Genomic DNA, 20,904 nt, shown 5'->3' with positions numbered 1-20,904 from the left:
CACGACCGAGACGGAGCACCATGGCCAGCACCACCCAGTGGGTCGCGGGCGCACGCCCGCGCACCCTCCCTGCCGCCGCGACGCCCGTCATCGTGGGTTCCGGCGCCGCGGCCCAGGTGGACGGGTTCGCGTTCTGGCCCGCGCTGCTCGCCCTCGGGGTCGCGCTCGCGCTCCAGGTCGGCGTGAACTACGCCAACGACTACTCGGACGGCGTGCGCGGCACCGACCTCGACCGCGTCGGCCCGCTGCGGCTCACCGCGTCCGGGCTCGCGCGGCCCGCGCAGGTGCGCGCCGCGGCGTTCGCCGCGTTCGGTGTCGCGGGCGTCCTGGGGCTCGTCCTCTGCGCGGTCACGGGCCACTGGTGGCTCCTGGCGGTCGGCGCCGTCGCGATCCTCGCCGCCTGGTACTACACGGGCGGGCGCAACCCCTACGGCTACCGCGGCCTCGGCGAGGTCGGGGTGTTCGTGTTCTTCGGCCTCGTCGCGACGCTCGGCACCACGTACACGCAGGCCGGGGTCGTCACGTGGCCGTCCGCGGTCGGCGCGGTCGCCGTGGGGCTGCTCGCGTGCGCGATCCTCATGGTCAACAACATCCGCGACATCCCGACCGACGTCGTCGCGGGCAAGCGCACGCTCGCGGTGCGGCTCGGCGACTTCCGGGCGCGCCGCGCCTACGTCGCGATGATCTGGGTGCCGCTCCTGCTGGCGGTGGTGTGCGCGTTCGCGTCGCCGTGGGCGCTCGGCACGCTCGTGCTCCTGCTGCCCGCCGCGCTCCTCACCGTCCCGGTGGTCGCGGGCGCGCGCGGTCCGCTGCTCGTCCCGGTGCTCGCGGGCACCGGCCTGTTCGAGCTCGGCTACGGCGTCCTGCTGGGGGTCGGGCTGGCGCTCTGAGCGTGGGCCCGCTCGGGGCCGGCGGGCTCCGGGCGGGCCGGCTCTGGGCGGGCGGGATCGGCCGGACCGGCTCCGGCGTCCCCGGTCAGCGCGCCGGGGAGGCTCCCGGGCGGCCGGTCGCGTCGGCTTCTGCCTCGGCCTCGGGGCGGGACGTCCCGTCCGCTGCGGCGGGGTCCGTGGACCCGGCGGCAGCCGCGGCGTCGTCGACGGCCGCGTCCTCGGCAGCCGCGTCGTCCTCGATCTCCCGGGAGAACCGCTCGCCCGTGCGGGCGCGGTGCTCGGCCCGGGCGGCGAGGTAGCGCGAGGCCGCCTCGCGGGGCTTGCTCAGCGTCAGGTACGACAGCATGAGCGCGACGGCGGCCGCGACGAGCACGAGCAGCCAGCCGCGCAGGCCGGCGAACCAGAGGGCGCCGAGCGCCACCGCGAAGAGGAGCAGACGCAGGACGGAGTAGACGACGACAGGCACGACTCCAGGGTACGGCCCGTAGGCTGGAGCCATGCTCCGCGTCCTGCTCCCGCTGCTCGCCGTCGGTCTCGCCGTCTACGCGCTCGTCGACCTCGCCTCGAGCGACGAGGACGAACGCGGCGGCATCCCCAAGGGGCTGTGGGTCGTGCTCATCATCCTCCTGCCGTTCCTCGGCCCCATCGCGTGGATCCTCGTCAAGCGCTCGGCGTCGCGGTCCGGGACGCGCTCCCGCCCCGCCGGCCGCCCCGGCCCCGGCTCGGCCCCCGGGGGCACGCGGCGTCGGCGCAACGCGCCCGTCGCGCCCGACGACGACCCCGAGTTCCTCTGGCGGCTCGAGCAGCAGCAGCGCCGCCAGGCACGCGACGACTCCCCGGCACCCGCCGACGACGCTCCGGCCACGGACGCGACGCCCGGGGACGAGCGCACCGACGACGGCGACGCGCGCCGCCCCGGCGCGAGCAACCCCTCGGAGGACGGCGACGACGCGACGCGCTGAGGCGCCCGGCGCGACTTGAGGCTCCCGCGACGACGAGGCTCGCACCGCCGAGTCCGCGACACCACGACGCTCGCACCGCCCAGCCCGCAGCACCACGAGGCTCGCACCACCCAGCCCGCAGCACCACGAGGCTCGCGCCACCCAGCCCGCAGCATGACGAAGGGGGCCGCCGTCCGATCGGACGGCGGCCCCCTTCGTCGTGCCGCGCCGCGTCGTGGTGCTGCGCAGCGGTGGGTCAGTCGCCCGGGTTGAGGCCCGAGTACGAGTGCTTGCCGTTGAACAGCAGGTTGACGCCGGTGAAGTTGAAGAGCACGCACGCGTAGCCGACGATCACGAAGTACGCCGCGCGGCGGCCGGACCACCCGCGGGTCGTGCGCGCGTGCAGGTAGGCCGCGTAGACGATCCAGACGACGAAGCTCCAGACCTCCTTGGGGTCCCAGCCCCAGTAGCGGCCCCACGCGTGCTCGGCCCAGATCGCCCCGCCGATGATCGTGAACGTCCACAGCACGAACGCCACCGCGTTGAGCCGGAAGCTCAGGGCCTCGAGCTGGAGAGCGCCCGGCGTCGAGTCGAGCCAGCGCCACCCGCGGGCCCCGACAAACGCGTTGCCCGAGTCGCGCGAGTCGCGCAGGAGCTGGAGCACCGAGGTGACGAACGCGACGGTGAAGATGCCCGTCGCGATGATCGCGACCCCGACGTGGATGACGAGCCAGTAGGACTGGAGCGCCGGCTGCACGCCCGTCGCGACGACGAAGAACGCGTTCTGGGCGAGCACGAGGAACAGGACCGACAGCCCCGTGACGAACGAGCCCAGGAAGCGCACGTCGCGCTTGAGGGAGACGGCGAGGAACGCCGCGAGCGCGACGAACGTGCCCACGAGCGTGAACTCGTACATGTTGGCCCAGGGGGTGCGCCCGGCCGCGACCCCGCGCGTGACGATCGCGACGAGCAGCAGCGCGGTACCGAGCCACGTCAGCGAGACGCCGATGTTCGCGGCCTTGCGCGACGGCGGCGCGGCGTCCGACGGGTCCGCGTCGGCGGCGTCCGTCGTGCCGGGCCCGTACGGAGAGGCCGACGAGGCGCCCGCAGCGGTGAGCACCTCGGCGCGGTCCCCGGAGCGCTCGCGCGCGCCGGCCCGGGCGTCGGCCCGTTCGAGGTCCGCGCGGCCCGCGAGGCGCGCGAGGTCGATCGCGAACGCGACGAGCGCGACGGTCAGCGCGGTCGCTGCGGCCCAGACGAGGTCCTGGCTCAGCTCGGCGAGGGTCATCGGTCAGCCTTTCGTGCGCGGTCGCGCGAGGTCGGGTCCTGTGCGGGACGCCCGGTGGGGCGGGTGCCGTCCGCCGGGGCACGCCCCGGCGACGAGGTGAGGTCGCCCTCGTCCGATGGTGCCACGCCCGGGAGCGCGGCGAGAAGCGAGTCGACCTCGCCCTGCAGCCCGGCGTCGTCGCCCCGGGCGAGCCCCGCGACGGCGACGACGGTCCGCTCGCGCGGGGCGTCGTCGTCGCCCGTGCCGGGCACCTCCTCGCGCCACGCGCGCACCCAGACGCGGCGGCGGGGCGTGAACAGGGAGACGGCGAGGCCCAGCAGGGCGCCGAGCGAGAAGACGAGCACCCACGTGAGCGACGGGTCGTGCCGCAGGTCGAGGGCCACGTAGCGCGGCAGGGAGTCGAACGTGATGGTGCCGAGCCCGTCGGGGAGGTCGACGGTCTCGCCGGGCGCGACGAGGATCTTCACCCGCTCGCCGTCTTCGTCGACCGACGGCGTGAGGTCGTCGGTGTCGAGGCGGTAGACGTTCTGGGGCAGGCCCTCGTCGAGGCCCAGGTCGCCCCGGTACACCTCGAGCACGAGGAGCGGGTTGATGGGCTGCGGGTAGATCGAGGCCGCCGTCTCGCCGTCCTCGCTGATCTCGGCAGTCGGCAGGAAGTACCCGACGAGGCCGATCTGGTCGAGGCCGTCCGACACGTCGGGCACCTTGATGACGCCGCGCGACGTGTACATCGTGTCCTCCGGCAGGAACGGCACGCGGCCCGAGAACGCGGTCTCGCCGTCGGCGTCGCGCACCGTCACCTCGGGCGCGAACCCGTTGCCCTGGAGGTAGATCTTCGCGCCGCCCGCGGTGAGCGGGTGGTTGACCTTGATGGTCTCCTCGTGGCGGGCGCCGTCGGGGTCGCGCACCGTGACGAACGCCGTGAAGTCGCGCGACTGGGCGAACGCGGCGGCGTCGGCCGCGAACTCCGACTCGAACGCGTCGAGCGTCATGGAGAACGGGACGAGCGACGACGGGCGGAACCAGGCGCCGTTCTCGAACGTGTCGTAGTCGACGACCGCGTTCGCGAAGCCGCGGCCCTCGGTGACGATGGCCTGGCCGCGGTAGTGCAGGAGCTGGCCGGTCGCGACCGCGACGAGCAGCCCGACGAGGGACAGGTGGAACAGCAGGTTCCCGGTCTCGCGCAGGTACCCGCGCTCCGCGGACACCGTCCGCGCGGCGGGCCGGGCGGCGGCGCGCCCGCGGGCGGGCGTCGCGTCCTCGGCGCCGGTGTCGACGCGGAAGGTCGGGAGCCAGGACAGACGGCCGCGCAGGTGCGTGCTCGCCGCCTCGACGACCTCGTCGGGCGTCGCGTCCGTGACAGCGCGGCCCTGCGCGGGGAACCGGTCGAAGCGGCGGGGCGTGCGGGGCGGGCGGGAGCGCAGCGCCTGGAGGTGCGCCTTGGTGCGCGGCAGGATGCACCCGACGAGCGACACGAACAGCAGGATGTAGATCGCCGAGAACCACACCGACGCGTAGACGTCGAAGAAGCCGAGCCGGTCGAGCCACTCCCCCGTCGTGGGGTTCTCCTGGAGGTAGCGCAGCACCGCCGCTGGGTCCTGCGGGCGCTGCGGCAGGACCGACCCGGGCACCGCCGCGACCGCGAGCAGCATGAGGAGCATGAGCGCGACGCGCATGCTCGTGAGCTGGCGCCACGTCCAGCGCAGCGCACCGCGCCACCCGAGCGACGGGAGCGTCGGGCCGCCGTCGCCCCCCGCGCCGCCCTTCCCGCCCGACGGCGTCCGCTCCCCCGGGCCGTCGCCCGCGGAGAACGCGTCGTCGATGCCCTCGGGGCGGTAGCCCGTCCGCACGGTCGTGCCGGCCTTCTCGGCCTTCTCGACCTGCTCGGCCTGCTCGCTGTTCCCGGGCTCCCCGGTCCGCCGGCTCATCTCACACCACCGTCACGTATCCGCCGATCCAGCCCTGCAGCGACGTCGTCCACGTCGTCCACAGGCCCGTGACCAGCGCCAGACCGATGAGCACCAGCAGCCCGCCGCCGATCCGCATGATCGCGAGACGGTGCCGGCGCAGGAACCCGAGCATGCGCTGCGAGCTCTGCAGCCCCAGCGCGATGAGGAGGAAGGGCACGCCCAGCCCGAGGCAGTACGCGACGCCGAGGATCGCGCCGCGCCCCGCCGACGCCTCGCTGAGCGACAGCGCCTGGACGGCGACGAGCGTCGGGCCGAGGCACGGGGTCCAGCCGAGCCCGAACACGATGCCGAGCAGCGGCGCCCCCCACAGCCCGGCCTGCGGGCTCACGTGCAGGCGCCGCTCGCGCTGGAGGAAGGGCAGCGCGCCGAGGAACGCGAAGCCCATGAGGATGACGACCACGCCGAGCACGCGCGTGATGACGTCCTCCCAGCGGACCAGGTGCACGCCGATCGCGCCCGCCGCGAACATGAGCGCCACGAACACGAGCGTGAACCCGGCGACGAACAGCCCGACCCCCGCGAGCACGCGGCCCCGGCTCGGTGCCGCGACCCGGGTGGCCGTCGTCGTGCCCCCGGACGCCTTGCCCCCGTCGCCGGTGGTGGCGGCGGCCATGCCCGAGACGTAGCCGACGTACCCCGGCACGAGCGGCAGCACGCACGGCGACGCGAACGAGACGAGGCCCGCGATGACCGCGACGGGCACCGCGAGCAGCATCGAGCCGCTCCACACGGTCGTCGCGAAGGTGTCGCCGATGCTCGACGCGGCGCCCGCGGGGACCGCGGCGGCGAGGGGCGTGAGGACGGGCACGGTCAGCTCTCGGCGAGGACGTCGTCGACCAGGGCGGTGAGCGTCGAGCCCTCGACGAGCCCGATGACGCGCGCCGCGACGCGGCCCTCGCGGTCGAGCACGACGGTGGACGGCACGGCCTGGAGCGGGACGGTGCCCGAGAGCGCCGCGACGACCTCGCCGGACCGGTCGTCGATCGACGGGTAGGGGACGTCGAACCGACGCTGGAACGCCTGGGCGGCGCCCGCCTCGTCGGTCGTGTTGATCCCCAGCACCTGCACGCCGTCGTCGGCGCGGTCGTTGGCGAGCGCCACGAGGTCGGGCGCCTCGGCCCGGCAGGGTGCGCACGCCGCGTACCAGGTGTTGAGCACGACGACGTCCCCGAGCCACGCGCTCGTGTCGACCTGCTCGCCCTCGTAGTCCGTGCCCGTGAGCGCGACGACGTCGCCGCGCTCGTCGGCGTCCCACGTGCGGACCGACCCGTCGCCCGAGACGAAGCCCTGCCCCACGACGTCGGTCGTGGCGCCGGAGTCCTGGGCGCACGCCGCGAGACCGAGGGTCGCGGCGAGCACGACGGCGCCCGTCAGCGCACGGCGCACGGGTCGCCGACGCGACGGCAGGGCAGCGGCCCGCGCCTCGACGGAGAGGGGGCGCGCGGCACGCGCGCGCGAGTCGGCGGTCACGACGGCATCACGGGACGCACCCTGCCCGCGCTTCCTGAACGGGACCTGAGAGACGTGACCTCCGCCACGCCCGAACCGTGCAGTTCGGACGCGACGGCCGTGGCGACAGCGCTGGACATGACCGACGTCACGCCCCGGAGACGGTCGCCGCGCCCGGGAGGAGGTCCGCGACCGGCTCGGTGTAGTGGAGGCCGACCAGGCGGTCGTCCTCGAAGTGCAGCGACGTGAGCGACGCGAGCGAGCACTCGCGCTTGCGCGGGTCGTGCCAGAGCCGGCGGTTCTCGAAGCTCAGGCGCGTGAGCCACACCGGGAGCTGGTGGCTGACGAGCAGCGCCTCGTGCCCGGCCGCCTTGTCCCGCGCGTCGGCGACGGCGGCCCGCATGCGCGCGACCTGCTCCACGTACGGCTCGCCCCACGAGGGGCGGAACGGGTTCCACAGGTAGGGCCAGTGCTGCGGGTGCCGCAGCGAGCCGTCCCCGACGCCGAAGGTCTTGCCCTCGAAGTGGTTCGCGGCCTCGATGAGCCGCTCGTCCGTGCCCAGCTCGAGCCCGAACGCCTCGGCGGCAGGCGTCGCGGTCTCCTGCGCGCGCTGCAGCGGCGAGGCCACGACGACCGTGAGGTCGGCGCGGGGGCGCGACGTGCCGTCGGGCCCGGGCTCGCCCGCGAGGTGCGCGGCGACGCGGCGGGCCATCTCGTGGCCGCGCTCGGAGAGGTGGTAGCCGGGGATCCGGCCGTAGAGGACGCCGTCGGGGTTGTGGACCTCGCCGTGGCGCAGGAGGTGGACGATGGTGGAGACCATGCCCACCAGTGTCCCGCACTCGGGGCGAGCGCACGCCACCGCGGGTCGGCGCGACGGGCCGGGAGAGGCGGTCAGGCGTCCCGGTCGGCCTTGCACGCCTCCGCGACGGCCGCCATCGCCTCGCCCAGCGCCCGGAACTGCTCCGGCGTGAGCACGTCGACCAGGTACCGGCGCACGGCCGCCACGTGGGCGGGCGCCGACGCGACGAGCACGCGGTAGCCCTCGCTCGTCATCGCGCAGTTCACGCCGCGGCGGTCGCCCGAGCTCGCGGAGCGCCGGACCAGGCCGCGCGCCTCCATGCGCGCGACGGTGTGCGTCACGCGGCTGCGCGAGCGGGCGAGCCCGTCCGCGAGCGCCGACATGCGCAGCGTGTGGTCGGGGCTCTCGGAGAGCCGCACGAGCAGCTCGTACTCGTTGAGCGAGACCTCGGACCGTTCCTCGTGGTCCCGGCCGAGCGCCTCGATGAAGCGCACGGTCCCGTCGAGGTACGCGCGCCACAGGCGCTGCTGCTCCGCGTCGAGCCAGCGCGGCTCGACGGCGGGGACTGCGGGGGTGCGGACGGTGCTCGCCGTCGGGGTGTCGACGTCGTTGCGGGTCATGGGTCCTCGGCGGTGCGGGAGGGGCTGGGGGCGTGGGGGCGTCGGAACATTGTTCCACCCCACGGGAATAGACGGACCGAGGGGTGCTGTTGATACGCTCGTTCCGAAGTTGAACGTTCAACCACTTGGTCCGCCCGGACCCCGACCACCCGCAGGAGCACCCATGGCCTCGTCGCTGCCCGCCGGCCTCACCGCCGGTACCTACGCCCTCGACGCGTCGCACTCGCAGGCGTCGTTCACCGTCCGCCACGCCGGGATCTCGAAGGTCCGCGGCACCCTCGCGATCACCGACGGCACGATCACCGTCGGCGACGACCTCGAGTCGACGTCCGTGACCGCCCAGCTCGACGCCGCGTCCGTGAGCACGGGCGACGAGAACCGCGACAACCACCTGCGCAGCGCCGACTTCTGGGACGCGGAGAACAAGCCGACGTGGACGTTCACGTCGACGCGCATCACGGGCGACGGCGACGACTACGTCGTGGCCGGCGACCTGACGATCAACGGCGTCACCAAGCCGGTCGAGCTCGAGACGGAGTTCGCGGGCACCGCGACCGACCCGTTCGGCAACCCGCGCGCGGGCTTCGAGGCGACCACGGAGATCTCGCGCAAGGAGTTCGGCCTCACCTGGAACGCCGCGCTCGAGACCGGCGGCGTGCTCGTCGGCGACAAGATCAAGATCGCGCTCGACGTCTCGGCCATCAAGCAGGCCTGACCGTCGTCCCGGGCACGTCCCGGGCGAGACCGGCGCCCTCCGGCAGGGGTGCCGCCCCGAGGGGCCGCGTGCACCGGCACGCGGCCCTTCGTCGTCCCCGGGTCCGGGCGCCGGGGCGGCTCAGCGCTCCTGCGACGCCGCGAGGGCGCGGGCCTGCGAGTGGAACGCGAGGATCTGCAGCTCGCTGCCGACGTCGACGCCGCGCACGTCGACGTCCGCCGGGACCTGGAGCGCGCGCGGCGCGAAGTTGAGGATCTCGCGCACCCCCGCCGCGACCACGCGGTCCGCGACCGCCTGCGCGTGCGCCGCGGGCGTCGCGAGGACGACGATCGACACCTTCTCGCGCTCCACGACCTCCTCGAGCGCGTCGACGTGCTCGACGACGAGGCCCGCGGCCCGCGTCCCGACGACGTCCGGCGACGCGTCGAGGAGCGCCGCCACGTGGAAGCCGCGCTGCTCGTAGCCCGAGTAGTTCGCGAGCGCGTGCCCCAGGTTGCCGATCCCGACGATCGCGATGCGGTGCTCGTCGACGAGGCCCAGGGCCTCGGTGATGTACTGCGCGAGCGAGTCGACGTCGTAGCCCACGCCGCGCGTGCCGAACGAGCCGAGGAACGACAGGTCCTTGCGCAGCTGGGCCGGGCCCACGCCGGACAGCTCCGCGAGCTCGACCGACGACGTCGTCCCGACGCCCCGCGCCACGAGGTCCCGCAGCGCGCGCAGGTAGGACGGGAGCCGCGCCACCGTCGCGCTCGGGATCCCCGGCGCCGTCACCTCACCGACTACCTGCTCAGCCACCGTCACTCCGTCGTCCAGGGACCGTCCTCGTCGACGGTCACGCTCCACGGGAGGAATCATCCCAGGTCCGCGCGCGGCGCCGAAATCCGGGCCACCGCACGCGCCAGCCGGCGCGCGTCCACGCGCCAGAACCCCTGCTGCACCCCGCCGACCGTGACGACCGGCACGTACTCGCCGTACTGCTCGCGCAGCGCCGGGTCGGTGCCCGGCGCGTCCAGGTCGACCTCCGCCCACGCGACGCCCGCCTCGGCGCACACGTCCTCGACGACCGTCCGCGCGTCGTCGCACAGGTGACAGCCCGCGCGGCCGAACAGCAGGACGGGGGCGGGGGCGTCGGAGGTGCTCACGCCTCCCAGGGTACGAGGCCCCGGCGGCCCGACCGCCTAGAGTGGAGGCATGGCGACGTCTCCCGGCCCGGGCCCCGACCCGACCTCCCGGCCGACGCTCCCCGAGGAGGCGCCCGCGCGCGCCCCCGGTCCGCCGCACCGCACCGCCGCGTTCTTCGACGTCGACAACACGATCATCCGCGGCGCCTCGTCGTTCCACCTCGCGCGCGCCCTGTACCAGCGCGAATTCTTCTCGACGCTCGACATCGTGCGCTTCGCCGTGCACCAGGCCCGGTACCTCGCGTTCGGCGAGAACAAGCAGCAGATCGACCGCATCCGGTCGCGCGCGCTCGCGCTCATCGCCGGGCGCTCCGTCGCCGAGGTCACCGCGATCGGCGAGGAGGTCTACGACACCGTCCTGTCGCTGCGCATCTACCCCGGCACGCGCCGCCTCCTCGACGAGCACCTCGCGGCCGGCCACCAGGTGTGGCTCGTCTCCGCGACCCCCGTCGAGATCGGCGAGCTCATCGCGCGCCGGCTCGGCACGACGGGCGCGCTCGGCACCGTCGCCGAGCACGAGGACGGCTTCTACACGGGACGGCTGGTCGGCGACATGATGCACGGCCGCGCCAAGGCCGCCGGGGTGCGAGCGCTCGCCGAGCGCGAGGGCATCGACCTCGAGGCGTCGTACGCGTACGGAGACTCGCTCAACGACGTGACGATGATGGAGGCCGTGGGGCACCCGTGCCCCATCAACCCCGACGCCCGCCTGCGCCGCCACGCGCAGGACGTCGGCTGGCCCATCCGCGAGTTCCGCGGGCGTCGCCGCCGCGTCGCGCGCAGCAGCGTCCGCACCGCGAGCTGGGCCGGCGCCGCCTGGGCCGCCGCGCTCGTCCTGCGCTCGGTGCGCCGCGCCGTCGACCGGCGCATCGCCCGCCTCTGACCCCGCCCGGGCCGCGCCCGGAGACGCGTCGAGCCCGGTCCCTCGGGAGGGGCCGGGCTCGGCGACGGGTCGGCGCGTCAGGACGCGCGCGACGTCACTTCTTGTTGCGACGCTGGTGACGCGTCTTGCGAAGCAGCTTGCGGTGCTTCTTCTTGGCCATGCGCTTGCGGCGCTTCTTGATGACGGAGCCCATACGGTCCTCGCAATGCTCGAGCGGCGTGTCGGTCGGCGACCGGTCGACCGGCCGCGGGTGGTCCACGGTTGATCGGGGCCCCGGCGACCACGAGGGCGCCGCAAGCCGACCAACACGAGAGAAATCCGCCCCCTAGCCTACCCGCTCGCGCCCGTGCCCCGGTACGCGACCGGTCGCGGGGCGCCTCAGTCGAAGTGCGCGTCGAGGCCCAGCAGCGGGAAGACGGCCCGGCGCGTGGCCGCGACGGCGCGGTCGACGTCGTCGTCCGGGTCGTACCCGCTGCTCCACCGCCGGACCTCGACCTCGGGCCCGAACGCGAGCGGTGCGTCGAACCCGGCGACCTCCGCGACGCGCTCGCGCCACTCCGCGGGCAGGGGCACGCCCGCGGTGACGGGCCGGTGCACGACCTCCCCCACGACGGCCGACCACACGAGCGGCACGACGCGCGCGATCGCGTACCCGCCCCCGCCGAGCGCGAGCCACCGCCCGTCGGTCAGCTCGTGCGCGAGCCCGTGCATCCAGGTGGCGGCCGTGCGCTGCGCGTCGACGGACACGTCGAGGTCGGACAACGGGTCCTCGCCGTGCGCGTCGCACCCGTGCTGGGTGACGAGCACCTCGGGGCGGAACGCGCGGAGCACGGGCGGCACGACGGCGTCGACCGCGCGCAGCCAGCGGGCGCCGTCGGTGCGGCGCGGGAGCGCGACGTTGACCGCCGTCCCCTCGGCGCCGGGGCCCCCGAGGTCGGTCGGGTGGCCCGTCCCGGGGAAGAGCGTCGCGCCGCTCTGGTGGACGGAGACGGTGAGGACGCGCGGGTCGCCCCAGAACGCCTCCTCGACGCCGTCGCCGTGGTGGGCGTCGAGGTCGACGTACGCGACGCGCTCGACCCCGTCGTCGAGCAGGCGCCGGATCGCGACGGCCGCGTCGTTGTAGACGCAGAAGCCCGACGCCGCGCCCGCCTTCGCGTGGTGCATGCCGCCCGCGACGTTCACCGCGTGCTGGGTACGGCCCGCCGCGATCTCGCCCGCCGCCTCGTACGAGCCCGCGACGATCCGCGCGGCGGCCTCGTGCATCCCGCGGAAGACCGGGTCGTCCTCGGTGCCGAGGCCGCGGGCCGGGTCGGGCGTGCCGTGCTCCGACGCCGCGCGCACCGCCGCGACGTACGCGGGCTCGTGCACGAGCTCGAGCACGTCGTCGGGCGCGGGCTCGGGCCGCACGACCCGCAGGTCCGCGTCGTCGTCGAGCAGGCCGAGGGCGCGCACGAGCCCCATCGTCAGGTCGAGCCGGGCCGGCGCCATCGGGTGGCCGGGACCGAAGTCGTAGCCGAGGAGCTCGGGGCTCCACACGACGCAGGCTCCGGGCGCCGCAGCCGCCCCGGTCGGGGCGGGCGACGACGTCGGGTCGGTCGTGGGCATGGCTCACGGTAACGCCCGACGGCGCGCCCCCGCCCCACCGACCGCGCGCCGGACCGCGCGGGGCCGCCGGTCCGGGCCTCCGCCGGGTCTCCGCGAGCCCCCCGGTGCGGCGTCCGGGCCCGCGAGCGGGCATGATGTCCCGGCGCCGGAGCGGCGACATGACGGGCCACCGGGCCCGTGGCAGAGTGGCGCGAGTGGTGAGGGAGGCTCCATGCCGACGAGCATGACCGGGCGCCTGTTCAGGGGGCGGGAGATCGTCGACCGCCTCGCCCGACAGTCCCCCGCCCGCCTCGCCGTCACCGTGTTCGCCGCCGTCATCGCCGTCTTCACCGCGCTGCTCATGGCGCCCTGGGCGACGGCGAGCGGCCGGTCCGCGCCGTTCGTCGACGCGTTCTTCACCGCCACGTCCGCCGTGTGCGTCACCGGTCTCGTCGTGGTCCCCACGGGGACCTACTGGTCGGGGTACGGGCAGGTCGTCATCCTGCTCGGCATCAAGATCGGCGGCCTCGGCGTCATGACGCTCGCGTCGATCCTCGGCATGGCCGTGTCCCGGCGCATCGGCCTCACGCAGAAGCTCCTCACCGCGTCGGAGACGAAGACGACGCGGCTCGGCGAGGTCGGCTCGCTCGTGCGGGTCGTCATCATCACGTCAACCTCGCTCGAGCTCCTCATCGCGCTGCTCCTGCTGCCGCGGTTCGTCGTGCTGGAGGAGACGTTCGGCGAGGCCGCGTGGCACGGCATCTTCTACGGCATCTCCGCCTTCAACAACGCGGGGTTCATCCCGACGGAGCACGGTCTCGCGCCGTACGTCGGCGACTGGATGCTGTGCCTGCCGATCATCCTCGGCGTGTTCATCGGCTCCCTCGGCTTCCCCGTCATCCTCAACGTCATGCGCAACCGCCGCCGGGCCTCCAAGTGGAGCCTGCACACCAAGCTCACGCTCACGACGAGCGCGGCGCTCGTCGTCGTGGGCACGGTGCTCTTCGCGGCCGTCGAGTGGGGGAACCAGCGGACCCTCGGGCCCCTCGACCTCGGCGAGAAGCTCCTCGCGTCGCTCTTCGCGGGCGTCATGCCGCGCTCCGGCGGCTTCTCGACCGTGGACACCGGCGGCATGCACGAGGCGAGCTGGCTCATCACCGACGCGCTGATGTTCGTCGGTGGCGGCTCCGCGTCGACCGCGGGCGGCATCAAGGTCACGACGCTCGCCGTCATGCTCATCGCCATCGTGTCCGAGGCGCGCGGCGACCGGGACATGGAGGCGTTCGGGCGACGCATCCCGCGCGACACCCTCCGGCTCGCGGTCGCGGTGTCGTTCGTCGGTGCGACGGCGGTGCTCCTGTCGAGCCTGCTCCTGCTGGAGATCACCGGCGAGACGCTCGACGTCATCCTCTTCGAGACCATCTCGGCGTTCGCGACCGTCGGCCTGTCGACCGGCATCACGCCCGACCTGCCCGACGCCGGGAAGTACGTCCTCATCGCGCTCATGTTCGTCGGGCGCACAGGCACCATGACGTTCGCCGCCGCGCTCGCGCTGCGCGACCGCCGCCGGATCGTGCGCTACCCCGAGGAGCGCCCCATCATCGGGTGAGCAGGCCCGCCCGGCGGCGCGACCGCCGGACGCGACCGCCGCACGAGACCTCACCGACACGCCAGACACCGCACCACCGGACCGACGAAAGGCCCCACCGTGACCGACCCGTTCACCCGCGCCGCCGACGGGAAGGACGGCGCGTCCGCGGACCCCGTCGCCCAGCGCATCGTCGAGCGCGGCCGCGCGGAGCGCGCGCGCCGGGACGAGGCGAAGGCCCCGCGCAAGGACGCGGGCGTCCTCGTCATCGGCCTCGGCCGCTTCGGCACGGCGATCGCCGCGACGCTGGACCGCCTCGGCCAGGACGTGCTCGCCGTCGAGCGCGACCCCGACCTCGTCGCCCAGTGGAGCGGACAGCTCCCGCTCGTCGAGGCCGACGCCTCCAACCCGGTCGCGCTCGAACAGCTCGGCGCGCGCGACTTCCCCGTCGCGGTCGTGGGGGTGGGCACGTCGCTCGAGGCGAGCGTGCTCATCACCGGCAACCTCGTCGACATGGGCACGCCCCAGATCTGGGCCAAGGCGATCTCGGCGGAGCACGGGCGCATCCTCCAGCGCATCGGCGCGCACCACGTCGTGTTCCCCGAGGCCGACGCCGGCTCGCGCGTCGCGCACCTCGTCTCCGGGAAGCTGCTCGACTACATCGAGGTCGAGGACGGGTTCACGATCGTCAAGATGCGGCCGCCCCGCGAGGTGCAGGGGTTCACGCTCGCGCAGTCGAAGGTGCGCGAGCGGTACGGCGTCACCGTGATCGGCGTGAAGTCACCCGGCGAGGAGTTCCTCTACGCGACCCCCGAGACCCGGATCAGCGCGAACGACCTGCTCATCGTGTCGGGTCACGCCGACCTCCTGGAGCGGTTCGCCGCTCGGCCGTGAGGGTCGGGTTCGATCGGGTTCACAGCCCGCGGGTCGGGCCCGCGGTGGGGTCGGACCGTGCGCTCGGACTGGCGCACCGTCGCCCTGGTCCTCCGGGCGGGGGTCGGAGGAGTGCGCCTTGACGTCCTTCGCGCACGGTCCGACCCCACCGCTCGTCCCGTCCTGGCCGTCGCGCTGGTCCTCCGGGCAGAGGTCGAAGAAGTGCGCCCCGGCGTCCTTCGCGCACGGTCCGACCCCACCGCTCGTCCTGGCCGTCGCCCTCCGTCCCGTGGTCCGGGTCCGGGTCCGGTGGTCGCGCGCGGTCGGCCTGGCGCTGTCGTGCCACGCGGGTCCCGACGTTCGCGCCACGGAAGCCCAGGGCTGTCGTGCCGCGGGGCCGCACCGTACGGTCCTCCCGCGCGGTCTCACCGACCTCGGCCGGTCGGGGTCAGGAGGGTGGGCGGTGCAGGACGAAGAGGCCTCGGTGCAGGGGGCGGTCGTGGCGGTCGGCGTCGGTCGCGACGTACTCGTCGAGGACGGCGAGGATGCGGCGGTCGAGTTCGGCGACGTCGTCGTCGGAGAGGTGCAGGTAGAACGCCGCGGAGGTGGTGACGGCGTCCGGACCGGCGGCGAGGGCGTCGTCGAGCGCCGCGGCGACGGGGCCGAACCGCGCGCCGGGCGCGGCGTCGCGCAGCGGGTCGTCGAGCCACCACGTGGCACCCGTGGCGCGGTAGGGCCGCTCGAGCGCCCCGCCGGTCCCCGTGCGGACCTCCGCGGGCTCGAGCAGCCCGGCGCGCACGAGGAGCCGGACGTGGTGCAGCGCCGTGCCCGGCGGGACGCCGAGGTGGTCGGCGAGCTCCTTGTTCGTCATCTCGCGCGTGCCGCACTGCCGCACGATGCGCTGGCGCAGCGGGTGCGCGAGCGCCTTCGCCTCGAGGGCGGTGGGCGGACGGCGGCCCGGGACGCCGGGGGCGCCCGGCCTGGGGGCGGGCCCGGCGGTGGGATCCGGGATCGACTCCAAGGTCGACTCCGGGGTGGGCTCGGGGGTCATGGGCTCATCGTACGGACCCTCGATCGAGAGCGCTCGATCGATTGGGGTTTCTCGATCACTGTGCCATGCTGGGCGACATGGCCTCTCGACCCGGGCGCCGTCGCCCCGCCGCCGCACCGCTCGGCGCGCCGTTCCGGCGCCTGTGGGCCGCGTCCACGGTGTCGAACCTCGCCGACGGGGTGCTCAAGGTCGCGCTCCCGCTCGTCGCGGTCCGGTACACCGACTCGCCGGCGCTGGTCGCGGGGCTGACGTTCGCCCTCACGCTCCCGTGGCTGCTCTTCGCGCTGCCCGCGGGCGCGCTCGCCGACCGTCTGGACCGGCGGCTCGCGATGGTCGGCGCCAACGTGGCGCGCGCGGTCCTCGTGGTCGCGCTCGCGGCCGTCGCGCTCGTGCCCGACGCCGGGAGCATCGCCGTGCTGTACTTCGTCGCCTTCGCCGTCGGCGCCACCGAGACGCTGTACGACACCTCGGCGCAGTCGATCCTCCCGCAGGTCGTGCCGCGCACCGCGCTCCCCCGCGCCAACGGGCGCCTCTACGCGGCGGAGCTCACCGCGAACCAGTTCGTGGGGCCACCTCTGGGCGGGCTGCTCGTGGCCGCGGGCGCCGCCGTCGCGTTCGGCGTCCCCGGAGCGCTCTGGGCGCTCGCCGTGGTGCTGCTGCTCGGGCTCCCGGGCACGTACCGGACGGTGCGCGCGACCCGCACGACGCTGCGCGCGGACGTCGCCGAGGGCCTGCGGTTCCTGTGGCACGACCGCATCCTGCGCACGCTCGCGATGATGGTCGGCGGCATCAACTTCGCGAGCAACGCCGCGTTCGCGGTCTTCGTGCTCTACGCCGTCGGCCCCGACTCGCCCCTCGGCCTGTCCGAGCCGGCGTACGGCGTGCTCCTCACCGCGACGGCGGTCGGGGCGTTCGCGGGGTCGTTCGTCGCCGAGCGTGTCGTCGGGACGATCGGGCGCGCGCGCTCCCTCGCGCTGACGATCCTCGGCACGGTCGCCCTCGTCGGCGTCCCCGCGGTGACGACGAACGCGTGGGTGATCGGCGCCGTCTCCGCCGTCGGCGGTGCCGGGATCGCCGTGTGGAACGTCGTGACGCTGTCGCTGCGCCAGCGCATCACGCCCGACGCCCTGCTGGGCCGGCTCAACGCGTGCTACCGGCTCCTCGCCTGGGGGACGCTGCCCCTCGGCGCCGCGGTGGGCGGCCTGCTCGGTGAGCTCTTCGGGCTGCGCACGGTCTTCGTGGTCATGGCGGCAGTGTCCGGCGCGACGCTCCTGGGGATGCTCGTCGTCGACGACCGGGCGATGGACGCCGCGGAGGCGGCGGCGGACGCACGCGACACCGACGCGCGTCTGGCCGACGCCGCGCGGCCTGGCGCCGAGGCGGAGCCGCAGCCGGAGAGCTGACCCTGCGGGCGTGCCGACGGGGTGCGCCCGGAGTGGTGCGCGGGCTCAGGCCGCGCCGCCCCTGCCTGCTTGACGGCGCAGCGCCGCCCCGGCCAGGACCGCCGCCCCGGCCAGCGCCGCGACGAGGCCCAGGCCCGCGCCCGTCGTCGCCAGGCCCGGCCGCGAGGAGCCCGGCCCGCCGCCCGCCGCCGCCCCACCCGACCCGCCCGCTCCCCCGGACCCGGCGGACGGCGTCGTCCCGGGCTCGTGCGGCTCGCCGGGGGCGGCGAGCACGAGGAACGGCTCGGACACCACGTCGGCGCCGCCCGCCGTCGGCACGAGGCGCACGTGGTGCTCGCCCGGCGTCGTCCCCGCGGGGATCGTCGCGACGAAGAGGAACGCCCCGTCGGCGTCCGTCGTGCCGGTGCCCAGGAGCACGGGATCGCTCTCGAGCCAGACCTCGTGGACGGCGTGCGGCGCGAGGCCGGTCCCGCGCAGCTCGAGCCTGCCGCCGACGACGAACGGCCCGGAGCCGACGACGGCCACGCGCGGCGCCGTCGGCACCGCGCGCTCGGCGATCTCGACGCTGACGCGCACGCCGTCGGCGGGGTCCGTGACCGAGATCGCGACCGGGGTGCCGGCCGGGGCGGCGGCCGCTGCAGGGATGGTGGTCGGCGTCGCCGCGCCCGCCGTGCCCGCGGGCACGACGAGCGAGCCGGTGAGCACGAGCGCGGCGAGCAGCCTGCGGGTGGTCGTCGTCACGCGGGGAACCTCTTCGTCCGGCCCGGGGCGGGCACCGCTGGGTCGCCCCCGAACCCGACTGGACGGGCGTCCAGTTCACGGACATCCTGCCATCCTGGACGCCCGAACTGAACACCCGTCCAGTTTGTTCACCCACGCGTCGCACCCCCGTCGACAGGCGGGCACGGCTCGGCCCCCGCCGCTCCGCGGAGCGACGGGGGCCGAGCCGGACCCGGGCGGTGCCGGCACACCACCCGGGGGTCCGGCACCCCCGGCCCGGCCGAGGCCGGACCGGGGGACGGTCAGGCGCAGTCGAGCGCGTCGACCGCCGCCTCGCGCGTGGCCGTCACCTCCCGGCCGTCGAGGGTCGCGACGCCGGTCACCGTGACCGTGCCCGCCGGGACCGCCGTCGTGCGGGCGGCGAACGACTGGTACGCGTTCTTCCCCGGCGCGACGTCGGCGACCGTCTTCTCGCCGTACGGCGTCGTGAGCGTCAGCGTGACGGGGACGTCCTCCCCGTTCGTCGCGCGGACCGCGACGTACGCCTTGCCCGCGAGGCAGCGCGGCGTGACCTCGACCGCGAGGTCGAGCTCGGGCGCCGGCGGCTGCTCGCCGTACGCCGCGAGGAGCGCGGCGTGCTCGGCGGCCGTGATCGGCAGCACGGTGCCGTGGCGTGGGCTGCTCGGCAGGTGGGCGTCGACCGACGTCCACACGCCCGAGTCGAGGTCGGTGGACTCGAGCGGCAGGTACCCCTGGCCGCCGTGGTAGCTCGGCTGGTCGACGAAGAGGTACCACTTCTCCTCGGTGTTCGACTTGAAGACGGTCGGGCCCTCGCCCGCGGTGAGCGTGCCGCCCCACGGGTTGGGCTGGCCGTAGCCGATCTTCTCGGCGACGAGGTCCCAGTCGGTCGAGCGCAGGTCCGTCGACTTCTCGAGGCGCGGGATCATGTACGCCTCGTCCTTGGTGAACCGGTAGTAGGTGCCCTCGTGCTCGACGATCGACGAGTCGATCATCCCCAGCCCGTTGCCGCGCTTCTCGTCGATCCACACCTGCGGCTCGGAGAACGTCACGAAGTCGCGCGTCGTGGCGTACATCATGCGCTGGTAGGAGTCGGCGATGCGGCGGCCGTCGGTCGACGTCGTCGGGTAGAGCGCCGAGGCCCAGTAGACGATGTACTCGCCGCGCTGCGCGTCCCAGAACGCCTCGGGCGCCCACGTGTTGCCGGCGTACGCGCTCGACACCGTGACCATGCGCTGGTCGGACCAGTGCACGAGGTCGGTCGACTCCCAGATCATCAGCGCGCGCGACCCGCGCTCCTGCGCGTTGCCGAAGTTGTTGCCGCCGTAGATGCGCAGGTCGGTCGCGAGGAGGAAGAACCGGTCGCCCTCGGGCGAGCGGATGATGAACGGGTCGCGCAGGCCCTTCTCGCCGAGCGTCGACGTGAGCACGGGCTCGCCGTCGTTGAGCTCGACCCAGTCGAGCGGGTCGTTCCCGTTGCTCGCGCTGAAGTACACCGACTCGCCGTCCGCGGTGCTCTCCCCCTCGAAGTACGGGAAGAAGTAGCCCTCGTAGTCGGCCGCGGCCGGCAGCGGGCGGACCGTCGCGTCGTAGGTGTGCGTCGCGGTCGCGCCGTCCTTGGTCGCCGTGACGGTGAGCCGCACGACGGCGGCCGGCTCGCCGTGGGCGGGCCGGGTCACCTCGCCCGTGGCCGAGACGGTCGCGGGGTCGGAGCTCTCCCACGTAAGGGCGGAGCCGTTGGCCCCCTCGGCCGGCAGCGTGAGGTTGCCGCGCACGTCGTCGAGGTGCGGCACGACGACGTGGCTCGCGTCCCACGCCACGGCCTCGGCGGGCGCGAGGTGGGCGAGGACGGTGACGTCGAACTGCGCGGTGCGCGCGACCGCGCCGCGCGTGACGAGGGCCGTGAGCGTCACGGTCGCGTCGTCCTCGCCCGCGGCGGGCCGGGTGACCTTCCCCGTGGCGCCGACGACGCCCGCGTCCGACGACGTCCACGTGACGATCGAGCCCTGCGCGCCCGTGGTGGGCAGCACGAGGTCCGCGGTGACGGCGCTCGTGTCGCCGAGGTCGAGCGCGGCGAGGTCGGCGTCCGCGGCGGCCGTGGAGGTCCGGGCCGCGAGCTCGGCCGCCTCGGCCGGGCTCAGCGCACGGTCGTAGAGGCGGAAGTCGCGCACCTGGCCCTTGAGGTAGCGGTCGCCGGAGTAGAGCGAGCGGCCGACATAGTTCGCGGTCGTCTGCCCGCCGCCGATCTGGCCCGGGTCGGTCGTGACGTTCGTGGCCTGCTTGACCTGCACGCCGTCCTCGTAGAGCGTCGCCGTCGTGCCGGAGAGCGTGTACGTGAGGGTCTTCCAGACGCCGCGCTGGAGGTTCGCGCCCTTGGTGACGGTCTGCTCGGTGGTCCAGCTCCCGGTCGCGATCGACGTGCGGTACGCGTTGCCGGTCGTGAACAGGTAACCGTTGCCGTTCGACCCGCTCGTGTTGCCGAGCCCGTAGACGAAGTACGGCGTGCCCTGGTCCTGGCTCACGAGCACGTCGAGGCTCACGGTGGCGTCCGTGAGGCCCGCGAGCAGGTGGTCGGGCAGGTCGACGTAGTCGTCGGTCCCGTCGAGCGTCGTGCCGTTGGCCGTCGCCGTGCCGCCCACCACCGTGGCCGGGCCGAACGTCGAGCCCTCGGCGCGGTTCGCCGTCGTGCCGCCGGTCGTGCTCGCGGCGTCGAGCGGGTACCACGCGACGAGCCCGTCGTCGGTGGGTCCGCCGACGTCTGCGGCCGCGGGTGCGGCGACCGCGGCGGCGAGCGTGGAGACGGCGAGCGCCCCCACCAGCCCGGCGGCGAGCGCCGAGCGTGCTCGGTGTATGGAAATCATGTCGTCCTCTCCTCGTCGAGATGCAGGTCGTGTCGCGAGGTAGAGCCCCGGTCCCGCGAGGTAGAGGCGT

Annotated in this window: 21 protein-coding genes; 7 read left to right on the top strand and 14 right to left on the bottom strand. The window is 74.8% G+C overall.

Annotation, left to right across the window (positions count from 1 at the left end; all coding sequences use genetic code 11):
• Positions 1 to 20 precede the first annotated feature (20 nt).
• On the top strand, positions 21 to 890 hold the full coding sequence (locus tag HKK73_RS04590) for a 1,4-dihydroxy-2-naphthoate polyprenyltransferase (RefSeq protein ID WP_043660717.1): 870 nt from the start codon (positions 21 to 23) through the stop codon (positions 888 to 890).
• A gap of 85 nt (positions 891 to 975) precedes the next feature.
• Here the strand turns inward: HKK73_RS04590 and HKK73_RS04585 are convergent, their stop codons facing one another.
• The gene (locus HKK73_RS04585) at positions 976 to 1,356 is read right to left on the bottom strand and encodes a DUF4229 domain-containing protein (protein ID WP_085388440.1); all 381 of its coding nucleotides are present in this window, start codon (positions 1,354 to 1,356) and stop codon (positions 976 to 978) included.
• 31 nt (positions 1,357 to 1,387) lie between these two features.
• Between HKK73_RS04585 and HKK73_RS04580 the strand changes: the two genes are divergently transcribed.
• Entirely contained in the window at positions 1,388 to 1,852 is a 465-nt protein-coding gene (locus HKK73_RS04580; RefSeq protein WP_085388441.1) for a PLD nuclease N-terminal domain-containing protein, read from the top strand.
• Between the two features lie 235 nt (positions 1,853 to 2,087).
• Here the strand turns inward: HKK73_RS04580 and ccsB are convergent, their stop codons facing one another.
• From ccsB to HKK73_RS04550, 6 genes are all read right to left on the bottom strand, one after another.
• Positions 2,088 to 3,119 (bottom strand): c-type cytochrome biogenesis protein CcsB, encoded by a 1,032-nt coding sequence (gene ccsB / locus HKK73_RS04575; RefSeq protein WP_171467536.1) that lies wholly within the window; start codon positions 3,117 to 3,119, stop codon positions 2,088 to 2,090.
• The gene (locus HKK73_RS04570) at positions 3,116 to 5,047 is read right to left on the bottom strand and encodes a cytochrome c biogenesis protein ResB (RefSeq protein WP_171467535.1); all 1,932 of its coding nucleotides are present in this window, start codon (positions 5,045 to 5,047) and stop codon (positions 3,116 to 3,118) included. Before HKK73_RS04570 ends, ccsB begins: the two co-directional genes overlap by 4 nt.
• A gap of 1 nt (position 5,048) precedes the next feature.
• Positions 5,049 to 5,843, bottom strand: a complete 795-nt coding sequence (locus HKK73_RS04565) for a cytochrome c biogenesis CcdA family protein (RefSeq protein ID WP_061269149.1) — start codon at positions 5,841 to 5,843, stop codon at positions 5,049 to 5,051.
• Between the two features lie 56 nt (positions 5,844 to 5,899).
• The gene (locus HKK73_RS04560; protein WP_171468675.1) at positions 5,900 to 6,475 is read right to left on the bottom strand and encodes a TlpA disulfide reductase family protein; all 576 of its coding nucleotides are present in this window, start codon (positions 6,473 to 6,475) and stop codon (positions 5,900 to 5,902) included.
• Between the two features lie 211 nt (positions 6,476 to 6,686).
• Positions 6,687 to 7,358: a histidine phosphatase family protein gene (locus HKK73_RS04555; RefSeq protein WP_043655743.1), complete on the bottom strand. Its 672-nt coding sequence runs from the start codon at positions 7,356 to 7,358 to the stop codon at positions 6,687 to 6,689.
• Positions 7,359 to 7,429: 71 nt separating this feature from the next.
• Complete coding sequence (locus HKK73_RS04550; protein ID WP_171467534.1) at positions 7,430 to 7,957, bottom strand: MarR family winged helix-turn-helix transcriptional regulator; 528 nt, start codon at positions 7,955 to 7,957, stop codon at positions 7,430 to 7,432.
• 163 nt (positions 7,958 to 8,120) lie between these two features.
• Here HKK73_RS04550 and HKK73_RS04545 point away from each other — a divergent pair, with 163 nt between their 5' ends.
• Entirely contained in the window at positions 8,121 to 8,672 is a 552-nt protein-coding gene (locus HKK73_RS04545; protein ID WP_009862579.1) for a YceI family protein, read from the top strand.
• A gap of 120 nt (positions 8,673 to 8,792) precedes the next feature.
• Here the strand turns inward: HKK73_RS04545 and HKK73_RS04540 are convergent, their stop codons facing one another.
• On the bottom strand, positions 8,793 to 9,467 hold the full coding sequence (locus HKK73_RS04540) for a redox-sensing transcriptional repressor Rex (protein ID WP_021482510.1): 675 nt from the start codon (positions 9,465 to 9,467) through the stop codon (positions 8,793 to 8,795).
• A 56-nt stretch (positions 9,468 to 9,523) separates the two neighbouring features.
• Positions 9,524 to 9,814 (bottom strand): glutaredoxin family protein, encoded by a 291-nt coding sequence (locus tag HKK73_RS04535; RefSeq protein ID WP_043655753.1) that lies wholly within the window; start codon positions 9,812 to 9,814, stop codon positions 9,524 to 9,526.
• A 49-nt stretch (positions 9,815 to 9,863) separates the two neighbouring features.
• Here HKK73_RS04535 and HKK73_RS04530 point away from each other — a divergent pair, with 49 nt between their 5' ends.
• Positions 9,864 to 10,736 (top strand): HAD family phosphatase, encoded by an 873-nt coding sequence (locus HKK73_RS04530; protein WP_081600076.1) that lies wholly within the window; start codon positions 9,864 to 9,866, stop codon positions 10,734 to 10,736.
• A 94-nt stretch (positions 10,737 to 10,830) separates the two neighbouring features.
• Here the strand turns inward: HKK73_RS04530 and HKK73_RS04525 are convergent, their stop codons facing one another.
• Both HKK73_RS04525 and HKK73_RS04520 read right to left on the bottom strand, forming a co-directional pair.
• On the bottom strand, positions 10,831 to 10,929 hold the full coding sequence (locus HKK73_RS04525; protein ID WP_003792170.1) for a 30S ribosomal protein bS22: 99 nt from the start codon (positions 10,927 to 10,929) through the stop codon (positions 10,831 to 10,833).
• Between the two features lie 185 nt (positions 10,930 to 11,114).
• Entirely contained in the window at positions 11,115 to 12,341 is a 1,227-nt protein-coding gene (locus HKK73_RS04520) for an acetoin utilization protein AcuC (protein ID WP_171467533.1), read from the bottom strand.
• A gap of 211 nt (positions 12,342 to 12,552) precedes the next feature.
• Between HKK73_RS04520 and HKK73_RS04515 the strand changes: the two genes are divergently transcribed.
• Together HKK73_RS04515 and HKK73_RS04510 are read left to right on the top strand one after the other, a co-directional pair.
• A complete protein-coding gene (locus HKK73_RS04515) occupies positions 12,553 to 13,929 on the top strand; it encodes a TrkH family potassium uptake protein (RefSeq protein WP_021483424.1) in 1,377 nt (458 codons plus the stop codon).
• A gap of 168 nt (positions 13,930 to 14,097) precedes the next feature.
• On the top strand, positions 14,098 to 14,802 hold the full coding sequence (locus HKK73_RS04510) for a TrkA family potassium uptake protein (protein ID WP_061269154.1): 705 nt from the start codon (positions 14,098 to 14,100) through the stop codon (positions 14,800 to 14,802).
• A gap of 427 nt (positions 14,803 to 15,229) precedes the next feature.
• On the opposite strand, the gene HKK73_RS04505 is transcribed toward HKK73_RS04510, so the two are convergent.
• On the bottom strand, positions 15,230 to 15,832 hold the full coding sequence (locus HKK73_RS04505; RefSeq protein ID WP_171467532.1) for a transcriptional regulator: 603 nt from the start codon (positions 15,830 to 15,832) through the stop codon (positions 15,230 to 15,232).
• 77 nt (positions 15,833 to 15,909) lie between these two features.
• Between HKK73_RS04505 and HKK73_RS04500 the strand changes: the two genes are divergently transcribed.
• The gene (locus tag HKK73_RS04500) at positions 15,910 to 17,235 is read left to right on the top strand and encodes an MFS transporter (RefSeq protein WP_171467531.1); all 1,326 of its coding nucleotides are present in this window, start codon (positions 15,910 to 15,912) and stop codon (positions 17,233 to 17,235) included.
• Between the two features lie 45 nt (positions 17,236 to 17,280).
• On the opposite strand, the gene HKK73_RS04495 is transcribed toward HKK73_RS04500, so the two are convergent.
• Positions 17,281 to 17,976, bottom strand: coding sequence for a hypothetical protein (locus tag HKK73_RS04495; protein ID WP_171467530.1), 696 nt, complete (start codon positions 17,974 to 17,976; stop codon positions 17,281 to 17,283).
• 281 nt (positions 17,977 to 18,257) lie between these two features.
• Positions 18,258 to 20,834 carry an immunoglobulin-like domain-containing protein gene (locus tag HKK73_RS04490; RefSeq protein WP_171467529.1) on the bottom strand — a complete coding sequence of 859 codons (2,577 nt, stop codon included), beginning with the start codon at positions 20,832 to 20,834 and terminating at the stop codon, positions 18,258 to 18,260.
• Positions 20,835 to 20,904: the final 70 nt, after the last annotated feature.

Origin of the sequence: Cellulosimicrobium sp. 72-3, assembly GCF_013127315.1 — a bacterium.
GTDB lineage: Bacteria > Actinomycetota > Actinomycetes > Actinomycetales > Cellulomonadaceae > Cellulosimicrobium > Cellulosimicrobium funkei.
The sequence above is the reverse complement of the archived record's forward strand: the minus strand, read 5'-3'. Positions and strand labels throughout refer to the sequence as shown.

Excerpts from the sequence above, each read along its gene's own strand:
- HKK73_RS04570 (WP_171467535.1), bottom strand. The coding sequence starts at position 5,047 with ATGAGCCGGCGGACCGGGGAGCCCGGGAACAGCGAGCAGGCCGAGCAG.
- HKK73_RS04515 (WP_021483424.1), top strand. The coding sequence starts at position 12,553 with ATGCCGACGAGCATGACCGGGCGCCTGTTCAGGGGGCGGGAGATCGTC.
- HKK73_RS04580 (WP_085388441.1), top strand. The coding sequence starts at position 1,388 with ATGCTCCGCGTCCTGCTCCCGCTGCTCGCCGTCGGTCTCGCCGTCTAC.
- HKK73_RS04525 (WP_003792170.1), bottom strand. The coding sequence starts at position 10,929 with ATGGGCTCCGTCATCAAGAAGCGCCGCAAGCGCATGGCCAAGAAGAAG.
- HKK73_RS04545 (WP_009862579.1), top strand. The coding sequence starts at position 8,121 with ATGGCCTCGTCGCTGCCCGCCGGCCTCACCGCCGGTACCTACGCCCTC.
- HKK73_RS04530 (WP_081600076.1), top strand. The coding sequence starts at position 9,864 with ATGGCGACGTCTCCCGGCCCGGGCCCCGACCCGACCTCCCGGCCGACG.
- HKK73_RS04490 (WP_171467529.1), bottom strand. The coding sequence starts at position 20,834 with ATGATTTCCATACACCGAGCACGCTCGGCGCTCGCCGCCGGGCTGGTG.
- ccsB (WP_171467536.1), bottom strand. The coding sequence starts at position 3,119 with ATGACCCTCGCCGAGCTGAGCCAGGACCTCGTCTGGGCCGCAGCGACC.
- HKK73_RS04590 (WP_043660717.1), top strand. The coding sequence starts at position 21 with ATGGCCAGCACCACCCAGTGGGTCGCGGGCGCACGCCCGCGCACCCTC.
- HKK73_RS04520 (WP_171467533.1), bottom strand. The coding sequence starts at position 12,341 with ATGCCCACGACCGACCCGACGTCGTCGCCCGCCCCGACCGGGGCGGCT.
- HKK73_RS04555 (WP_043655743.1), bottom strand. The coding sequence starts at position 7,358 with ATGGTCTCCACCATCGTCCACCTCCTGCGCCACGGCGAGGTCCACAAC.
- HKK73_RS04500 (WP_171467531.1), top strand. The coding sequence starts at position 15,910 with ATGGCCTCTCGACCCGGGCGCCGTCGCCCCGCCGCCGCACCGCTCGGC.
- HKK73_RS04505 (WP_171467532.1), bottom strand. The coding sequence starts at position 15,832 with ATGACCCCCGAGCCCACCCCGGAGTCGACCTTGGAGTCGATCCCGGAT.
- HKK73_RS04550 (WP_171467534.1), bottom strand. The coding sequence starts at position 7,957 with ATGACCCGCAACGACGTCGACACCCCGACGGCGAGCACCGTCCGCACC.